This window comes from Streptomyces sp. NPDC006925, from assembly GCF_042869575.1.
In the GTDB taxonomy this organism is placed as follows: Bacteria; Actinomycetota; Actinomycetes; order Streptomycetales; family Streptomycetaceae; genus Streptomyces.
Genome location: NZ_JBIAGB010000002.1, coordinates 419,329 through 435,612 on the forward strand (window position 1 = coordinate 419,329; position 16,284 = coordinate 435,612).

Consider the following 16,284-nt stretch of genomic DNA (forward strand, 5'->3'; position numbering starts at 1 on the left):
TGCGGGGCCCGCGGGCCTGATCCGGTCCGGCCGAGGGGCCGGTCCCGGCCCGGTCGGACGTGACGCGGGGCGGGGAGTGCGGAACGACCGCGGGGAGGCGTTCGCCGCGGAGAGAGGGGGCGGGTGTGGCGGTGCGCACGATGTCCGTCGAGCAGCCGCTGTGGCGGGCGTTGACCGGCTACCGGATCCTCGCCGTGCTCTACGCCGCCGGTGTCTTCGCCTGGAGCTACCCGCAGTACAGCACGCCGCTCCCCGGTGTGCTGTTCCTGCTGCTGCTCGGCTGCTGGACGTTCGCCACCCTGCGCAATCTCGGCTCGGCCGACCGCTGCACGCTGCCGTTCCTGGTCACGGACATCGCGCTGGGGCTCGCCGGGATCCTCCTGACGCCCGTGGTGGACGGGCACCATCAGGTGGGCCCGACCCTGCCGTCCATCTGGGTGGCGGGACCCGTCCTCGCGTTCGCGCTCAAGGGCGGCTGGCGCTGGGCCGCGGGTGCCTCGGTGCTGGTCGGGATCGCCAACGTCGTCGAACGCGGCATGATCACCCGCTCCACCTTCCACAACGTGCTGCTCGTCTGCGTGGCGAGCGTCGCCATCGGCTACGTCATCGAGGTGGCCCGCGCCAGCGAGCGCACCCTGGCGAGGGCGCTCCGGATAGAGGCGGCGACCCGCGAGCGGGAGCGGCTGGCCCGCGACATCCACGACAGCGTCCTGCAGGTGCTGGCCATGGTGCAGCGCAGGGGCACGGCCCTGGGCGGGGAGGCGGCGGAGCTCGGCCGGATGGCGGGCGAACAGGAGGTCGCCCTGCGTGCCCTGGTCTCCAGCGGGGTGGTGCCCGAACCGGGACGAGCCCCTGCCGCCGCCTCGGAGGCCGGTGCCGTGCCCGGCCCGCGGGACGGTCCCCGCGGCGGGGCGGATCCCGGGGCCGATCCCGGGGCCGGTGCGGGGGCCGGTGCCGGAGCGGAACCGTGCGACGTGCGGGCGCTGCTCTCCTCGTACGCGGGGGCCCGGGTCACGTTCGCCGAGCCGGGCGCGCCGGTGCTGCTGCCCGGCCGGACGGCCGCGGAGCTGGCGGCCGCCGTCGGCGCCGCGCTGGACAATGTGGACCGGCACGCCGGGCGCGGGACGCAGGGCGGGGCGCACGCCTGGATCCTGCTGGAGGACGAGCCGGGCGCGGTGATCGTGTCCGTGCGGGACGACGGTCCCGGCATCCCCGCGGGACGGCTGGCGGCCGCCGAGGCGGAGGGGCGGATGGGCGTCGCGCTGTCCATCCGGGGAAGGCTGCGGGAACTGGGCGGCACCGCCGAGCTGGTGTCGGTGCCCGGGCAGGGGACGGAAGTGGAGATGAGGGTTCCCAAGGATGGCGAGTGAGGAGCGGCGGAGCGGGCCGGACGGCGGCGCGGCACCCGTCAGGGTGATGGTCGTGGACGACCATCCGATGTGGCGCGAGGCCGTCGCCCGGGATCTGGCCGAGGCCGGGTTCGAGGTCGTCGCCACGGCCGGCGACGGCGAGCAGGCGATCCGCAGGGCGCGCGCCGCCGCGCCCGACGTCCTGGTACTGGATCTGAACCTGCCGGGCAGGCCCGGGGTGGAGGTCTGCCGCGAACTGGTCGGCCCCGGGGCGGCACCGCGGGTGCTGGTGCTGTCGGCCAGCGGCGAGCACACCGATGTGCTGGAGGCCGTCAAGTCCGGGGCCACGGGGTATCTGGTCAAGTCCGCGGGCCCGCAGGAGCTGCTGGACGCGGTGCGACGTACGGCGCTGGGCGATCCGGTCTTCACCCCGGGGCTCGCCGGACTGGTGCTGGGCGAGTACCGCAGGCTGGCCGCCGACCCGGCCCCGGCCGCCGAGGAGGGCCCGGACGTGCCGAAGCTGACCGAGCGGGAGACGGAGGTGCTGCGCCTGGTCGCCAAGGGGCTGGGCTACAAGCAGATCGCCGAGCGGCTCGTCATCTCGCACCGCACCGTGCAGAACCATGTCCAGAACACCCTGGGCAAGCTGCAGTTGCACAACCGGGTGGAGCTCGTGCGGTACGCGATCGAGCGCGGTCTGGACGACTGAGGCGCCGCTCCGGTCCAGCGGGCAGGAGTTCTTGCCGGGTGCGGGGGTGCGGGGGTGCGGGGGGCTCGGTGCCGCGAAGGGTACGCGCACGGTGGCGCGCAGCACCGTGCGGCTGACCCGGGCGCATCCGGACGTCCGTCCTTCGTACGAGTGATGGCCTGGGGCTCAAATCCCGCATCTCCCAACGAAAACCCCCGCACACCGCATCCCGTGTGACGTGGATCACCGCTAGCGTGACGGACGGTGCGCCGTTCTCACGGCGCGCGTCCAGGCGCGTCCACGCGGAGAAGGGAGATCCCATGCGGGTCGGAGTGCTGACCGGCGGCGGCGACTGCCCCGGTCTCAATGCGGTCATGCGGGCCGTGGTCCGTAAGGGAGTCCAGGAGTACGGCTACGACTTCACCGGGTTCCGCGACGGCTGGCGGGGACCACTGGAGGGGGAGACGGTCCGGCTGGACATCCCGGCGGTGCGCGGCATGCTGCCGCGCGGCGGCACCATCCTCGGCTCCTCACGCACCAACCCCTTCAAGGAGGAGGACGGCGTCCGGCGCATCAAGGAGAACCTCGCCAAGTACGAGGTCGACGCGCTGATCGCGATCGGCGGCGAGGACACCCTGGGTGTGGCGGCCCGGTTGACCGGCGAGCACGGCATCCGCTGCGTCGGCGTACCGAAGACAATCGACAACGACCTGTCCGCCACCGACTACACCTTCGGCTTCAACACCGCCGTCACGGTCGCCACCGAGGCCATCGACCGGCTGCACACCACCGCCGAGTCCCATATGCGGGTGCTGGTGGTGGAGGTCATGGGGCGGCACGCGGGCTGGATCGCGCTGCACTCGGGACTGGCGGGCGGCGCCAACTGCATCCTCATCCCCGAGCAGCGCTTCGACACCGAGCAGGTCTGCGGGTGGGTCACCTCCCGCTTCAAGGCCAGCTACGCGCCGATCGTCGTCGTCGCGGAGGGCGCGATGCCCCAGGACGGCGAGATGGTCCTCAAGGACGGGTCCACGGACTCCTTCGGGCATGTCCGGCTGTCGGGCGTGGGCGAGTGGCTGGCCAAGGAGATCGAGTCCCGCACCGGCAAGGAGGCCCGCACCACGGTGCTCGGGCACATCCAACGAGGCGGCACCCCCACGCCGTACGACCGCTGGCTGGCCACCCGCTTCGGCCTGCACGCCATCGACGCGGTGCGCGGCGAGGAGTGGGGCAGCATGGTCGCCCTGCGCGGCACCGACATCGTCCGCGTCCCGCTCGCGCAGGCGACAGAGAAGCTGAAGACGGTCGACCCGGCGCTCTACGAGGAGGCGGGCGTCTTCTTCGGGTGACGGCGGCGGGCCGGCGCTCGGCGCCCGGCGGTCCCCGGAGCGGCGCCGTCGCCGTCGCGGGACGCCAACGGGGGCGGGGGCCGGTGCCCCGGCCCGACCGCAGCCCCGGCCCCCGGGCCTGAGCCCGGCGGACGAGTCCGAGGCCCCGCGAGCCCGGGCCCGGAAGGCGGACACGAGCCCGGCGGCCGGTCTGAGCCCGGCGGCCGGGCCCCAGCCGGAGAGGCCCCAGCCGGAGAGGCCCGGGCCGGAAGGGAGGCGCACCCCCGCCCGGGCAGCCCCGGGGGTCAGTCCGCGGTCCGTGCCGCGCCCCGCGCCGCGGGGCGCTCCGCGTCCGCCGCGGTCAGCAGCCGTGCCGCCACCGCCGCGCCGTCCAGCGTCAGCACCGACTCCGGGTGGAACTGCACCCCGGCGAAGCCGGGCCCGCGCAGCGCGTGGACCTCGCTGCTGAGCGGATCGCGGCTCAGCTCGACGCCGTGCAGCGCCAGCTCGCCGGCGGCCTCCTCGTCGCAGCGGGCGGTGTAGGAGTTGTAGAAGCCGACCGTCTCCCGCCGCCCGAACAGGTCGATCACCTCCTGCGCGCCCTGGTGCGGGCGCTGCTTGCGGACCAGCTCCAGTCCCAGCTCGGCTGCGAGCAGCTCGTGCCCGAGGCAGACGCCCAGCAGCGTCTGCCGCCGGGCGCGCACCAGATCGGCGGTCAGCGCGCGCAGCAGCCGCATCTTCGGGTCGGCCGCGTCGCGCGGATCGCCGGGGCCCGGTCCCAGTACGACGGGTCCCTCGTGCCGCAGCGCCGCCCGGTGCAGCCCCGGCTCGTCGTAGCGGCGCACCCGCACCCGGTGTCCCGTCGCGCCCAGCAGGTGCGCCAGCATCGAGGTGAAGGTGTCCTCGCCGTCGACGACGAGCACCGGTGCCGCACCGGTCCGCGCGGGCTGCCCCACCCGCATCCGCAGCCAGAACGGTGCGAGCCCGGAGCGCCGCTCCGCCAGCGCGGCCTGCACCCGGGGGTCGTCCGCGAGCTGCGGGCGGGGGCCGCCGGCCGCGCCCGCAGGGGCCTCGCGCACGCCCAGCGCCGTGAGCACTCCCGCCGCCTTGGCGTGCGTCTCCGCCACCTCGGCGGCCGGGTCGGAGGCGCGCACGAGCGTGGCGCCCACCGGCACCCGCAGCCGCCCGGAGCGGGGGTCGATCTCCGCGGTGCGGATGAGGATGGGGGCGTCCAGTGTCTGGGCGCCGCCCTCGTCGTGGCCGAGCAGGGCGAGCGCTCCCGCGTAGTAGCCGCGTCCGCCCCGCTCGTACCGGCCGAGAACCCGGCAGGCGTTCTCCACCGGGGAGCCGGTCACCGTGGCGGCGAACATCGTCTCGCGCAGCACCTCGCGCACGTCCAGCGTGCTGCGGCCGCGCAGCTCGTACTCGGTGTGCGCCAGGTGAGCCATCTCCCGCAGCCGCGGTCCGACGACGACGCCTCCCTCGTCGCCGACGGTGCACATCATCTTCATCTCCTCGTCGACGACCATGGAGAGCTCCTCGCTCTCCTTGCGGTCGGCCAGGAAGTCCAGCAGCCCCGCCGCGTCCGGGCCCTGCTCCGGGTAGCGGTAGGTGCCGCTGATGGGGTTCATCACGACGGTGCCGCCGCTCATCCGCACGTGCACCTCCGGGCTGGCGCCCACCAGCACCCGGTCGCCGGTGTGCACGACGAACGTCCAGTAGGCGCCCTGCTCGCCGCGGAGCAGCCGGCCGAAGAGGGCGAGCGCGTCGGCGCGGGAGAAGCCGGGGACGTGTGCCTCGTAGTCCCGGCGGATCACGAAGTTGGCGCCCTCGCCCGCTCCGATCTCGTCGGTGACGACCCGGCGGACGATCTCCTCGTAGGCGTCGTCCGGCACGTCGAAGGCGCCCTGCTCGACCCGTACGCGGTGGTCGGGCAGCGCGGCGAGGGTGTCGGCGCGGGGCAGTTCGTGGCGCTCCTCGGGCAGCAGCACGGACAGTGGGGTGCCGTCGTCGCGGACGTCGAAGCCCCGCTCGCGGATCTGCCGGAAGGGCACGAGCGCCAGCGCGCCGGCGCGGTCCGCCGGGGGCACCGGCAGGTCGGCCAGCCGCGCCGGGTGCCGCACGCTGCCGATGAGCACCTCGACGACGTCGGCGTCCCGGCCGGGTGTGCGCCTGCGCAGCAGCGCGAACGGCGGCGCGTCGTCCCTGGCCAGCCGTGCGACGAGGGTGGCGGGTGAAGCGGTGGCGGGTGGGGAGGTGGGTGCGGGTGCGGCGGAGTGGTGCATGCGGGGTCCCTTCGCGAGTACGGAGGAACGGCCGCGGACATGCGAAAGGCCGCCCCTCGGGCGGCCTGGCGCGTGGCTGAGCTCTCAGTGCATACGCGCGTCGTGGCGGGCCGCCGTGCGGGCGGGCCACCACCAGTTCATGGTCGACAGCGCGTGCATGCCGGACACCCTAGCGGACGCGGCTCCCGCGCGGCGGCTCGACGGGGTGGCCCGGGGCGGCGACGGCACCGGCAGCGGCGCAGGCAGCGGAACCGGCGACGGCAAGCGGTGCCGGCGTCTGCCTGTGACCGCGGTCTCGCCGGGGCTGTGATCGCGGTCTCGGATGGCGGGCAGCCGGACGGAGTGCGCGCGGAACCCCGTAACCTTGGGTCCGTGACTGTGAACGCCCACTCCGACGCCGGTGCCCAGACCTGGCGAGACCTCCCTGCAGCACAGCAGCCCGACTGGCCGGACCACGAGGCGCTGCGTACGGTTCTGACCGAGCTGGAGTCCTATCCGCCGCTCGTCTTCGCGGGCGAGTGCGACCAGTTGCGGGAGCGGCTGGGCTCGGTCGCGCGGGGTGAGGCGTTCCTGCTCCAGGGGGGCGACTGCGCCGAGGCGTTCGACCAGGTCAGCGCCGAGCACATCCGCAACAAGCTCAAGACGCTGCTGCAGATGGGCGCGGTGCTCACGTACGCGGGTTCGGTTCCGGTCGTCAAGGTCGGCCGGATCGCCGGCCAGTACAGCAAGCCCCGCTCCAAGCCGACCGAGACCCGGGACGGGGTCACGCTGCCCACCTACCGGGGCGACTCGGTCAACGGTTTCGAGTTCACCGCGGAGGCCCGCAGGCCGGACCCGGAGCGGCTGAAGCGGATGTACCACGCCTCGTCCGCCACGCTGAACCTGGTCCGCGCCTTCACCACCGGCGGCTACGCCGATCTGCGCCAGGTGCATGCCTGGAACCAGGACTTCGTCAAGTCCAGCCCCTCGGGGCAGCGGTACGAGGCCCTGGCCCGCGAGATCGACCAGGCGATGAAGTTCATGCACGCCTGCGGCACGGACCCCGAAGAGCTGAAGACGGTCGAGTTCTACTCCTCGCACGAGGCGCTGCTGCTCGACTACGAGTCGGCGCTCACCCGGGTCGACTCGCGCAGCGGCGATCTCTACGACGTGTCCGGGCACATGGTCTGGATCGGGGAGCGCACCCGGCAGCTCGACGGCGCCCACATCGAGTTCGCCTCCCGGGTGCGCAACCCGGTCGGGGTGAAGCTGGGGCCGACGACGACCTCCGAGGAGGCGCTCGCGCTCATCGAGCGGCTGGACCCGGACCGCGAGCCGGGCCGGCTCACCTTCATCACCCGGATGGGGGCGGACAAGATCCGCGACCGGCTGCCCGAGCTGGTGGAGAAGGTGACCGCCTCCGGCGCCACGGTCGCCTGGGTCTGCGACCCGATGCACGGCAACACCTTCGAGGCGGCGAGCGGCCACAAGACGCGCCGTTTCGACGACGTGCTGGACGAGGTCAAGGGCTTCTTCGAGGTCCACAAGGGCCTGGGCACCCACCCCGGCGGCATCCACATGGAGCTGACCGGCGACGACGTCACCGAGTGCGTGGGCGGCGGTGACGAGATCTTCGTCGACGATCTGCACCAGCGCTACGAGACGGCCTGCGACCCGCGGCTCAACCGCAGCCAGTCCCTCGACCTGGCCTTCCTCGTCGCGGAGATGTACCGCGACCAGTGAGGGACCAGTGAGGTGCCGCGGCTGTGGGTGAGCCGCTCCGCGACCCCACCGCTGGGGCCCGCGTCCGGTGTGACGCGGGCCCCAGCGGTGTATGTGGACACACCCGGACGAGTAAGGTTAGGTTAACCTCAGCAAGGCTGACCGATCCGAGGCGGAGGTGACCCGCGTGTACGTCTGCTCGTGCTTCGGCATCACCGAAGAGCAGGTGCAACAGCACGCGGCGGCGGGGGCGTGCACCCCGCGCCAGATCGCTTCCGCCAGCAAGGCGGGTACGGACTGCGGCTCCTGCGTGCGCCGCATCCAGGGCATCCTGGGCCGCGGTGAGTGCCCCCGCAGGGCGGCGCCGGGCCGCGGCGAGGCACCTCACGTCACCCGCGCGGCGTCGGCCGTCGCCGCGGAACCGGCCGGAATCGCCGTCGCCGCGGAGCCGGCTGCGGCAGCGCACGCGGCCTGATCCGGGACGGACGCCGCGCACCGCCTGATCCCGGAGACCGCGCACCACGACTCGCACGGCGGTCCGCTGCCGCCCGCCGCCTGCTGCGTCTCCGCTTCGGTCCTCAGGCCTCGTCCGCGGCCTTCTGTTCGATCTGCTGGGCGAGGTACAGCGACTCGCCCAGCTTGTCGACCAGATCGAGCTGGGTGTCCAGGTAGTCGATGTGGTGCTCCTCGTCGGCGAGGATGTCCTCGAAGATGTTGGCCGAGGTGATGTCGCCCTTGTTGCGCATCAGCTCGATGCCGCGCTTGAGCCGGTCGATCGCCTCCACCTCGACCTGCCGGTCCGCCCGGAACATCTCCGTCACGGTCTGGCCGACCCGCACATGGAAGAGCCGCTGGTAGTTCGGCAGGCCCTCCAGGAAGAGGATGCGGTCGGTGAGCCGCTCCGCGTGCCGCATCTCGTCGAAGGACTCGGAGCGGGTGTACTCGGCGAGTTTCGTCCAGCCGAGGTGCTCCTGCATCTTCGCGTGCAGGAAGTACTGGTTGATGGCGGTGAGCTCGGCGGTGAGCTGCTCGTTGAGGAACTCGATGACCTCGGGGTCGCCCTGCATGGTGGCGGGCTCCTTCCAGGGGCATGGCGCGGGTACCGGGCAGAACGCGCGTGGCGCGCAATCGCGCATCCTGTCACCGCCCACCGGCCGGGTCCAGTAAGTGAAGGCTTACCGGATGTGCCCGTATTTGCGGAGGTGAGCTGCGACGACAACGCGCGGACCACCCGCCAGGGGGTTGGTCGAGACCATGGCCCGGGGTCTGTCACCATGGGGGCATGGGTCAGCCGCAAAGCCGCGAAGGGGAGCAACCGGAGCTTCCGCCCGGGCAGCGGCTCCAGCGCGGATGGCCGGTGACGCACTACGGCCCGGTACCGAAGTTCCGTCGGGAGCGCTGGGAGTTCCGGGTCTTCGGGGCCACGGCGGACGGCGAGAAGCACTGCTGGAACCACGAGGAGTTCTCCGCGCTGCCGTACCGCACCGTCGTCGCCGATCTGCACTGCGTCGCGAAGTTCAGCATGCTGGGCGCCGAGTGGGGCGGCGTGCTCGCGCGCAGCATCCTCGAACTGGCCCCGCCCGCGCCCGACGCCACGCATGTGATGGTCTGGGCGGAGTACGGCTTCAGCTCGAACGTACGGCTGTCGGACTTCACCTCCGCGAAGACAATCTTCGCCACGCACCGCGCCGGTGAGCTGCTGACCGCCGAGCACGGCTTCCCGGTCCGGCTCGTGCTGCCCCACCTGTACGCCTGGAAGGGCCCCAAGTGGGTCCGCGGCATCGAGTACATGACGGCGGACCGCCGCGGCTTCTGGGAGGAGCGCGGCTACCACAACATCGGGGACCCCTGGCGGGAGCAGCGCTACTCCTACCAGGAGGAGCCGGGGGACGGTCCCGAGCCCTGACCCGGTGGGGCACCCCTGAGCCGCCGGCTGCCGCGGTCCCGGTTCCGGGCCGGGCGCGCCGCCGAAGGGGTCGGGCTCTCCGTTCCGGGCGCGCGCCCGCTCCCGGAGGGGCCCGGCCTTCCCGGCACCCGGGTCATGCCTCCCTGAGCTTCTTCAGCAACGCCACGTCGCCCGCGTGCCCCGCCTTGCCGCCCGGTGTCTCGATCACCAGGGGCACGCCCTCCGTCAGCGGATGGGCCAGCAACTCGGCGAACGGGCCCGTCCCGATGTGGCCCGCGCCGATGTTCGCGTGCCGGTCCTTGCACGCACCCGCCACATCCTGGGAGTCGTTGGCGTGGATCAGCCGCAGCCTTCCGGGACCGGTCACCGACTCCAGTTCGCGGAGTGCCCGCGCCACCCCGCCGGGTGCGGCCAGGTCGTCCCCCGCGGCGAAGGCATGGCAGGTGTCCAGGCAGACGCCGAGCTTGGGGTGCTGCTCCAGCGCCTCGAAGTACGGGCCGAGTTCGTGCATCCGGGAGCAGAGCGACGCGCCCTGCCCTGCCGTCGGCTCCAGCAGCAGCCACGGGTCGTCCTCGTGGGTCAGCTCCTCCAGCAGCGGCATCATCAGCGCACGCGCCTGGGCCAGTGCCGTCGCCCGGGCGCGTCCTCCGGTGGCGGAGCCGGTGTGGACGACGACGCCCAGCGCGCCGATGTCGCGTCCGCGCCGCAGCGAATGCCGCAGCGAGTGGACCGACTTGGTCGCGGTGTCCTCGTTGTGCGAGCCGAAATTGATGAGATAAGGAGCGTGGACATAAACCGGAATTCCACGGGCTGCGCAGGCGGTGCGGAAAGCTTCGTCCTGTTCCGCGTTTCCCTTCGGCGTCGCCCAGCCGCGTGGATTCGCGACGAAAACCTGGAGCGTCTCGGCTTCGATGTCGGCGGCGTAGGAAAGGCCAGTGGCGGCCAGGCCCCCGGCTACGGGGACATGGCCGCCAATGGGATTGCGCAGGTGCTGCGTCTCGTTCGTGGTCACACCACTCAGTATGCCGAGTTGACGTTGTCCATCGAACCGTACCGGTCGGCCGCGTAGTTGCAGGCGGCGACGATGTTCGCGACCGGGTCGTACTGGTCCCAGGCGGTGCCCTCGACATGGTAGGTGTCGAAGGTGGGCTTGATCACCTGGAGCAGGCCCTTGGAGGGCACGCCGTTCTGGGCGTTGATGTCCCAGTTGTTGATGGCGCGGGGGTCACCGGCGGACTCGCGGATGATGTTGCGCTTGATGCCCTCGTAGGAGCCGGGGATGCCGTGCTTGGCCATGATGGCGCGGGCCTCGCGGATCCAGCCGTCCAGGTTGTCCGGGTAGCTGGGCGCGGCGGCGCGCTTGGAGCGGTCGGCCGCGGCCTTGGCGGCGCGCTCCTTGGCGGCCGCTGCCTCGGCCTTCTTCTCGGCCGCGGCCTTGGCGGCGCGCTTCTCGGCGTCGGCCTTGATCGCGGCAGCCGCCTCGTCGGTGCTGGTGAAGCTCTTGGCGGTGGTGGCCGCGTTCTTCACGCTCGCCACCTGCTGGGTGTCGGCGGGCACCGGGGCCACGGACTGCTGCTGGGCGGTGAGGTCCTTGCCCTGGGCGGGCAGCACCGAGGAGTCGGAGCTGAAGGCGACGCTGTCGGCCTGGACCTTCTTCGCCGTGGCCTGGCCGGCGTCGCCGTGGTGCGCGGTGCCGGGGAGGACGGTGAGAGCCAGGGCCGCCGCGCCCGCGGTGCCGATGCCTATGGTCGAGATCTTCTTGGCCTTGGGGCTGAGACTGAGGCTGGAGATGCTGGGCATGAGGAAGTACGGAACCTTTCATCGCTGGCGTCGTGTCGCAGTGGCGGGGAGCCGGGGAGACGCGCCGAGTGCTGATTCGGCGCCGTGCGACGACCGCAATTGTTAAAGGGCCCGTTCTGCGGAATCAAAGGTGTGACGTACTACCCGAATTCGTGGCGGGGGTCGCCGGTGGGCGGGTGTTCCGGAGTTGCATTCCAGGTCGCGCTGCGGATTTCTTTCCACTACGCGTTTTCGTAGGTGACGTGCGTCCTATGGGTGGGGTCACACGCCACCAAGTCGCCTGGTACACCCCGTGATGGGATATGCGCGTCAAGTCGGACATAGTGCGCCAGGGTGCGGCGGGTCGGTCACCCGGAGAGCTGCCGGGGCAGCCCCCGGGTGCGGCCCTGCGCGGAGCCGCCGGGCGCCGGGGCCGGCTGCCGGACTCCGCAGCGGACCGGGTGCCGTCCGCGGAGCTTCCGGGGCTGCGAAGGCCCGAGCCGGTCGCGGAGGAGAACTGCCGGGGCCGGAGGAGGAGCCGCGAGGCCCCGAGGACTCCGCGAAGGCCCGACGGGGACCGACGCAGTACGCGGGAGCCGCGACAGCCCTGGCACGGGCCCGGGCCGCGCCCGACGTGGGCTCAGCGCAGCCAGATGGTGATCGACGAGCCGCGGGGTGCCTTCTCGCCACCGTCGGGGGACTGGTTGAAGACGGTGTCCCCGAAGAAGATGCGGCGCACCGTCACCTCGAAGCCCGCACCCTCCAGCTTCTCGGTGGCTTCGTCCTCGCTGCTGCCCTCCACGTCCGGCACCTCGATCATGTCGGGGCCCTTGGAGACCGTCAGCGTCACCGTGTCGCCCTCGGCGGCCCGGGCGCCGTCGGTCGGCGACTGGCGGGCGATGCTGCCCTTGTCGTGCTCGGAGTGGACGCGCTCGGTGGCGATCCGGACCTTCAGGCCCGCGTCCTCCAGCTCCTCGGTCGCGTCGCTCCGCTTGTCGCCGACCACATCGGGCACCTCGACCGGCGCCCCCTTGGAGACGGTGAGGGCCACCGCGGCGCCCGGCCTGCGCTTGCTGCCCGGCTCGGGGTCGGTGGCGAGCACGGAGCCCCGCGCGGTCTTCTCGTCGAACCGCCGCTCGACCGTCCCCGGCTCCAGTCCGGCGTCCTTGAGCTTGCGGCGGGCGTCCGACAGCGGGGTGTCCTTGAGATCGGGCACCTTCACCACGTGCGGGCCGCGCGAGACGGTCAGCGTGACCGTGCCGGTCTTGCGGACGCGTTCACCCGGCTCCGGGTCGGTGCCGATGACGTGGCCGCGCTCGACCCGCTCGCTGAAGTCCTCCGTCACCTTCACATCCAGTCCCGCCTCCGAGAGCGTCTTGGTCGCCTCGGCGCGGGTCTCGTCCAGCACCGCGGGGGTCCGCACGAACTGCCCGGAGTTGACGTACCAGATGCCCGTGCCGACCAGCGCCACCAGCAGCACGGCCAGGGTCACCAGCACCCAGCGCGGCTGCACCCTCCGCCGCCGTCCTCCGGAACCCGCGTCGGAGCCGCCCGGCGGGTCGGACGGCGGCGGCGACAGCAGCGCCGTGCGGTTGAGATCCGCGTCCGGGGCCGGGTCGGCGGCGGGACCCCCAGCGGGGCGCGGGATCACATAGGTGTCGGCCTCGGTTCCGGCGGTGGCGTGCGCGGCCGCGGCGGCGATGTCTCCGGAGATCCCCGAGACCCCCGAGCGTCGCGCCGCGTCCTCGGCCGGGCCGGTGCCACCCTGTGTGGCCTGCGGCGGGACCGCGTCCAGCTCCTCGTCGGTCAGCTCCGCGCGGACCGTGCGGGCCCGCGCCAGCAGGGCGACCGCGTCCTCGGGGCGCTGCTCGGGCGTGCGCGCCGTCGCCAGCGCCACCAGGCCGTCCAGGGCCGCCGCCATCCCCGGCACCGCGGCCGAGGGCGCCGGCATGTCCTTGTTCAGATGCTGGTAGAGCACCTGCGCGGGCGAGCCGCCCGAGTGCGGTTTGCTGCCGGTGAGCATCTCGTAGAGCATCACGCCGCACGCGTACAGGTCCGTACGCGGCGTGGCCGTGCCGTCCTCGATCTGCTCGGGCGCCAGATAGGAGACCGTGCCCAGGATCGAGTCCGTCGTCGCGGAGGTCTGGCTGTCCACCGCCCGCACCAGGCCGAAGTCGGCGACCTTCACCCGGCCGTCGTCCCCTATCAGCACGTTCTCCGGCTTCACGTCCCGGTGCACGAGACCGGCCCGGTGCGCCGCTCCCAGCGCCGCCAGGACCGGCTCCAGGACGTCGAGTGCCGCCCGGGGGCGCAGGGCGCCGCGGTCCCGCAGCACGTCACGGAGCGTGCAGCCCTCCACGTACTCCATCGCCAGATAGACGTAGGTGCCGTCGGTGCCCTGGTCGAAGACCCCGACCACGTTGGCGTGCGCCAGCCGGGCCGCGGACTTGGCCTCCCTGATGAAGCGGGTCACGAACGTCTCGTCCGCGGAGAGGGAGGTGTGCATCACCTTCAGGGCCAGCACCCGGTCCAGGCGGGTGTCCACCGCGCGGTAGACGGTCGCCATGCCGCCGATGGCTACCCGCGCGTCGACGCGGTACCGGCCGTCGAGCACCTGCCCGACCAACGGGTCTCCTCGTCCGGAGGCAGGCGACGGGTCCTGGAGGGTGGTGTCCATTGCGCCGAGTTTACGAGGGCGGTGCGGCGGCGGGGCCGCGCGGTTGCGGGTTGCCGCTGTTCTGGGGCCGAACGGTGACACTCCGTGGTGCCCGACCGAGGGATGGGGCGGCGCCGCCGGGGCGGCAGCGGGCCCTCAGCCGAAGGCCGGGCGCTCCGGGTCCAGCGCCGCGACGCCCTCGGTGGGCGACGACGCCTCGGCGAAGTGGCGGCGCGGGATGCGGCCCGCGCGGAAGGCGAGCCGCCCCGCCTCGACCGCGTGCCGCATGCCCTCCGCCATCAGCACCGGCTCCTGGGCCCGGGTCACCGCCGAGGCGAGCATCACCGCGGCGCACCCCAGCTCCATGGCCAGCGCCGCGTCCGAGGCCGTACCGGCTCCCGCGTCCAGGATCACCGGCACGCCCGCGCGCTCGGTGATGAGCCGGAAGTTGTGCGGGTTGCGGATGCCCAGTCCGGACCCGATGGGGGAGCCGAGCGGCATGATCGCCGCGCAGCCCGCCTCCTCCAGCTTCCGCGCCAGCACCGGGTCGTCGTTGGTGTACGGCAGCACCGTGAAGCCGTCGTCCACCAGCGTCTCGGCGGCCTCCAGCAGCTCGACCGGGTCCGGCAGCAGGGTGCGCTCGTCGGCGATGACCTCCAGCTTCACCCAGTCGGTGCCCAGCGCCTCCCGCGCGAGCCGTGCGGTGAGCACCGCCTCACCCGCGGTGTAGCACCCGGCGGTGTTCGGCAGCACGCGGATGCCGTGCCTGTTCAGCACCGACAGCACGGAGCCGCCCACCGAGGGGTCCAGGCGCCGCATCGCGACCGTCGTCAGCTCGGTGCCGGAGGCCAGCAGCGACCGTTCCAGGACGTCCAGGCTGGGCGCGCCTCCGGTGCCCATGATCAGCCGGGAGGTGAAGGCGGTGTCGCCGATGGTCAGCGGATCGTCGGCCATGGCGGCTCAGCCTCCTTGGACTGCGGTGAGGATCTCGACGCGGTCGCCCTCGCCGAGCGGGGTCTGAGCCCAGCGGCCCCGGGGGACCACGTCCTCGTTGAGCGCCGCGGCCACCCCGCTCGGCGCGGCGGTGAAATCGGCCACGAGCCGGTCGAGGGTGAGACCCGCGGTCACCCGGCGGGGCTCGCCGTTGACCGAGACGGTCGTCGTCGGGGTGGAGGTCATACGGGCTGCTCCTGGGTCGCGCGGGAGTCTGCGGAGGCGAAGCGCTGCGGTGCGAAGGGCCGGGCCGGTGCGGGCAGCTCGCCCGTGGCCAGCAGTTCGGCGAGCACGTCGCCGGTGACGGGGGTGAGCAGGACGCCGTGCCGGTAGTGGCCGGTGGCCAGGTGGAGTCCGGGCAGCGCGGTGGGCCCCAGCAGCGGTGCGTTGTCGGGGGAGCCGGGGCGCAGTCCGGCGCGGGTCTCGGCCAGTGGCAGTTCGGTGACGCCGGGCACCAGTTCGTGCGCGTCGCGCAGCAGCTCGTAGACGCCGCCCGCGGTGACGGTGGTGTCCCAGCCCAGTTCCTCACTGGTGGCGCCGACCACCAGCTCGCCGTCCGCACGCGGCACCAGGTAGAGCGCGCCGCCGCGGACCACCGCGCGGACCGTGCGGGAGAGGAAGGGGCCGGCCGTACCGCCGGGCATCCGCAGCCGCAGCACCTGCCCCTTCACCGGGCGCACCGGGGGCGCCACCGACGGGGGCAGGCCCTCCAGGCTGCCGCTGCGGGCGCCCAGCGCGAGCACCGTCTGCTCCGCGCGCAGCTCGGTGCCGTCCGCAAGCGCCGCCCCTGCGGCGCGGTCCCGGTGGTGCAGGAGCCGCACCGCGCGGGAGCACCGGAAGGCGACTCCCGCGCGCTCGCAGGCGCGCAGCAGCGCCGCGGCCAGTCGCCGGGGGTCGATCTGGTGGTCGCCGTCCACCCGGGTTCCGCCGCGCACCGAGGGCGCCAGCATCGGCTCCAGGCGGCGGCACTCGCGGCCGGTCAGCCACTGCGACTCCAGCCCGCACCGCTGCTGGAGCGTGTGCAGCTCGCGCAGGTGGGCGCGGTCGTCGGAGTCGAGCGCGACCGCGAGGGTGCCGCAGGCCCGGTAGCCGGTGTCCAGGCCGGAGGCGTCCTCCAGTTCGGCGACGAACTCCGGGTAGCGCGCCGCCGAGGCGAGGTTGAGGTCCAGCAGGGTCTCCTCGCCGTAGTGCAGTTCGGTGACGGCTGCCAGCATGCCCGCCGCCACCTGTGCGGCGCCGCCGCCGGGTTCGGGGTCGGCCACGGTGACCGCCAGGCCGCGCTTCGCGGCCCGCCAGGCCGTCACCAGGCCGATCAGGCCGCCGCCGAGGACGAGCACGTCGGGGCTCGCCGCGTGGGTACCGGTTCCTGTGCCGCGCATGGCGCTGCTGCTGCTCCCTTCGCCGGAATGACCCGGATCAGGTTCGGACGGTCGGAGGCCGCCGCAGCCTCCCTCTCAGCCCGGTGCGTCCGGGCTCCCGCGTATGTCGTGACTACCGCGCCCCACCCTACTGCGGTGCGCGCGGCGCCGGTAAGGCCCGCCGGAGCCCCGCGGCGGGCGGCCCTACGACCGCGACCGGACGCCGTCTCCGTCCGGTGGC

The 16,284-nt window shown here is 73.4% G+C and carries 15 protein-coding genes and 1 riboswitch; of the genes, 7 read left to right on the forward strand and 8 right to left on the reverse strand.

The window, feature by feature from the left end; genetic code table 11:
* Nucleotides 1-140: 140 nt before the first annotated feature.
* The 3 genes from macS (at nt 141) to ACFYNS_RS04525 (ending at nt 3,386) form a co-directional block, all read left to right on the forward strand.
* On the forward strand, nt 141-1,370 hold the full coding sequence (gene macS, locus ACFYNS_RS04515) for a MacS family sensor histidine kinase (protein ID WP_388600882.1): 1,230 nt from the start codon (nt 141-143) through the stop codon (nt 1,368-1,370).
* Complete coding sequence (locus tag ACFYNS_RS04520) at nt 1,360-2,058, forward strand: response regulator transcription factor (RefSeq protein ID WP_360302817.1); 699 nt, start codon at nt 1,360-1,362, stop codon at nt 2,056-2,058. The genes macS and ACFYNS_RS04520 overlap by 11 nt, the downstream gene beginning before the upstream one ends.
* A gap of 299 nt (nt 2,059-2,357) precedes the next feature.
* Nucleotides 2,358-3,386: a 6-phosphofructokinase gene (locus ACFYNS_RS04525; protein WP_360302811.1), complete on the forward strand. Its 1,029-nt coding sequence runs from the start codon at nt 2,358-2,360 to the stop codon at nt 3,384-3,386.
* Nucleotides 3,387-3,670: 284 nt separating this feature from the next.
* On the opposite strand, the gene ACFYNS_RS04530 is transcribed toward ACFYNS_RS04525, so the two are convergent.
* A complete protein-coding gene (locus tag ACFYNS_RS04530; RefSeq protein ID WP_388600735.1) occupies nt 3,671-5,650 on the reverse strand; it encodes an anthranilate synthase family protein in 1,980 nt (659 codons plus the stop codon).
* 157 nt (nt 5,651-5,807) lie between these two features.
* Between ACFYNS_RS04530 and ACFYNS_RS04535 the strand changes: the two genes are divergently transcribed.
* From ACFYNS_RS04535 to ACFYNS_RS04545, 3 genes are all read left to right on the forward strand, one after another.
* Nucleotides 5,808-5,960, forward strand: coding sequence for a hypothetical protein (locus ACFYNS_RS04535; RefSeq protein ID WP_388600737.1), 153 nt, complete (start codon nt 5,808-5,810; stop codon nt 5,958-5,960).
* Between the two features lie 62 nt (nt 5,961-6,022).
* Nucleotides 6,023-7,372 (forward strand): class II 3-deoxy-7-phosphoheptulonate synthase, encoded by a 1,350-nt coding sequence (locus tag ACFYNS_RS04540; RefSeq protein ID WP_388545097.1) that lies wholly within the window; start codon nt 6,023-6,025, stop codon nt 7,370-7,372.
* A gap of 166 nt (nt 7,373-7,538) precedes the next feature.
* Complete coding sequence (locus tag ACFYNS_RS04545) at nt 7,539-7,826, forward strand: bacterioferritin-associated ferredoxin (RefSeq protein WP_388600740.1); 288 nt, start codon at nt 7,539-7,541, stop codon at nt 7,824-7,826.
* Nucleotides 7,827-7,929: 103 nt separating this feature from the next.
* Here the strand turns inward: ACFYNS_RS04545 and bfr are convergent, their stop codons facing one another.
* Entirely contained in the window at nt 7,930-8,418 is a 489-nt protein-coding gene (gene bfr, locus ACFYNS_RS04550) for a bacterioferritin (protein WP_360296633.1), read from the reverse strand.
* Between the two features lie 215 nt (nt 8,419-8,633).
* On the opposite strand from bfr, the gene ACFYNS_RS04555 reads away from it, so the two are divergent.
* On the forward strand, nt 8,634-9,257 hold the full coding sequence (locus ACFYNS_RS04555; RefSeq protein WP_360296635.1) for a sulfite oxidase-like oxidoreductase: 624 nt from the start codon (nt 8,634-8,636) through the stop codon (nt 9,255-9,257).
* Nucleotides 9,258-9,390: 133 nt separating this feature from the next.
* On the opposite strand, the gene ACFYNS_RS04560 is transcribed toward ACFYNS_RS04555, so the two are convergent.
* The 6 genes from ACFYNS_RS04560 to thiO all read right to left on the reverse strand — a co-directional run bounded on the left by ACFYNS_RS04560 (nt 9,391) and on the right by thiO (nt 16,064).
* Complete coding sequence (locus ACFYNS_RS04560) at nt 9,391-10,269, reverse strand: deoxyribonuclease IV (protein WP_360296637.1); 879 nt, start codon at nt 10,267-10,269, stop codon at nt 9,391-9,393.
* Nucleotides 10,270-10,274: 5 nt separating this feature from the next.
* Entirely contained in the window at nt 10,275-11,057 is a 783-nt protein-coding gene (locus ACFYNS_RS04565) for a transglycosylase SLT domain-containing protein (protein ID WP_360296640.1), read from the reverse strand.
* Between the two features lie 619 nt (nt 11,058-11,676).
* A complete protein-coding gene (gene pknB / locus ACFYNS_RS04570) occupies nt 11,677-13,713 on the reverse strand; it encodes a Stk1 family PASTA domain-containing Ser/Thr kinase (protein WP_388600743.1) in 2,037 nt (678 codons plus the stop codon).
* Nucleotides 13,714-13,848: 135 nt separating this feature from the next.
* The gene (locus ACFYNS_RS04575; protein ID WP_360296645.1) at nt 13,849-14,646 is read right to left on the reverse strand and encodes a thiazole synthase; all 798 of its coding nucleotides are present in this window, start codon (nt 14,644-14,646) and stop codon (nt 13,849-13,851) included.
* A 6-nt stretch (nt 14,647-14,652) separates the two neighbouring features.
* Nucleotides 14,653-14,871, reverse strand: a complete 219-nt coding sequence (gene thiS, locus ACFYNS_RS04580) for a sulfur carrier protein ThiS (protein WP_360296648.1) — start codon at nt 14,869-14,871, stop codon at nt 14,653-14,655.
* On the reverse strand, nt 14,868-16,064 hold the full coding sequence (gene thiO, locus ACFYNS_RS04585; protein WP_388600745.1) for a glycine oxidase ThiO: 1,197 nt from the start codon (nt 16,062-16,064) through the stop codon (nt 14,868-14,870). Before thiO ends, thiS begins: the two co-directional genes overlap by 4 nt.
* Nucleotides 16,062-16,175, reverse strand: a riboswitch (TPP riboswitch). Its footprint overlaps the gene before it by 3 nt.
* Between the last annotated feature and the right edge of the window lie 109 nt (nt 16,176-16,284).

Bases quoted from the DNA above. Each gene is read 5' to 3' on its own strand.
- macS (WP_388600882.1), top strand. From the start codon at position 141: ATGTCCGTCGAGCAGCCGCTGTGGCGGGCGTTGACCGGCTACCGGATC.
- ACFYNS_RS04520 (WP_360302817.1), top strand. From the start codon at position 1,360: ATGGCGAGTGAGGAGCGGCGGAGCGGGCCGGACGGCGGCGCGGCACCC.
- ACFYNS_RS04525 (WP_360302811.1), top strand. From the start codon at position 2,358: ATGCGGGTCGGAGTGCTGACCGGCGGCGGCGACTGCCCCGGTCTCAAT.
- ACFYNS_RS04530 (WP_388600735.1), bottom strand. From the start codon at position 5,650: ATGCACCACTCCGCCGCACCCGCACCCACCTCCCCACCCGCCACCGCT.
- ACFYNS_RS04535 (WP_388600737.1), top strand. From the start codon at position 5,808: ATGCCGGACACCCTAGCGGACGCGGCTCCCGCGCGGCGGCTCGACGGG.
- bfr (WP_360296633.1), bottom strand. From the start codon at position 8,418: ATGCAGGGCGACCCCGAGGTCATCGAGTTCCTCAACGAGCAGCTCACC.
- ACFYNS_RS04555 (WP_360296635.1), top strand. From the start codon at position 8,634: ATGGGTCAGCCGCAAAGCCGCGAAGGGGAGCAACCGGAGCTTCCGCCC.
- ACFYNS_RS04565 (WP_360296640.1), bottom strand. From the start codon at position 11,057: ATGCCCAGCATCTCCAGCCTCAGTCTCAGCCCCAAGGCCAAGAAGATC.
- pknB (WP_388600743.1), bottom strand. From the start codon at position 13,713: ATGGACACCACCCTCCAGGACCCGTCGCCTGCCTCCGGACGAGGAGAC.
- ACFYNS_RS04575 (WP_360296645.1), bottom strand. From the start codon at position 14,646: ATGGCCGACGATCCGCTGACCATCGGCGACACCGCCTTCACCTCCCGG.
- thiS (WP_360296648.1), bottom strand. From the start codon at position 14,871: ATGACCTCCACCCCGACGACGACCGTCTCGGTCAACGGCGAGCCCCGC.
- thiO (WP_388600745.1), bottom strand. From the start codon at position 16,064: ATGCGCGGCACAGGAACCGGTACCCACGCGGCGAGCCCCGACGTGCTC.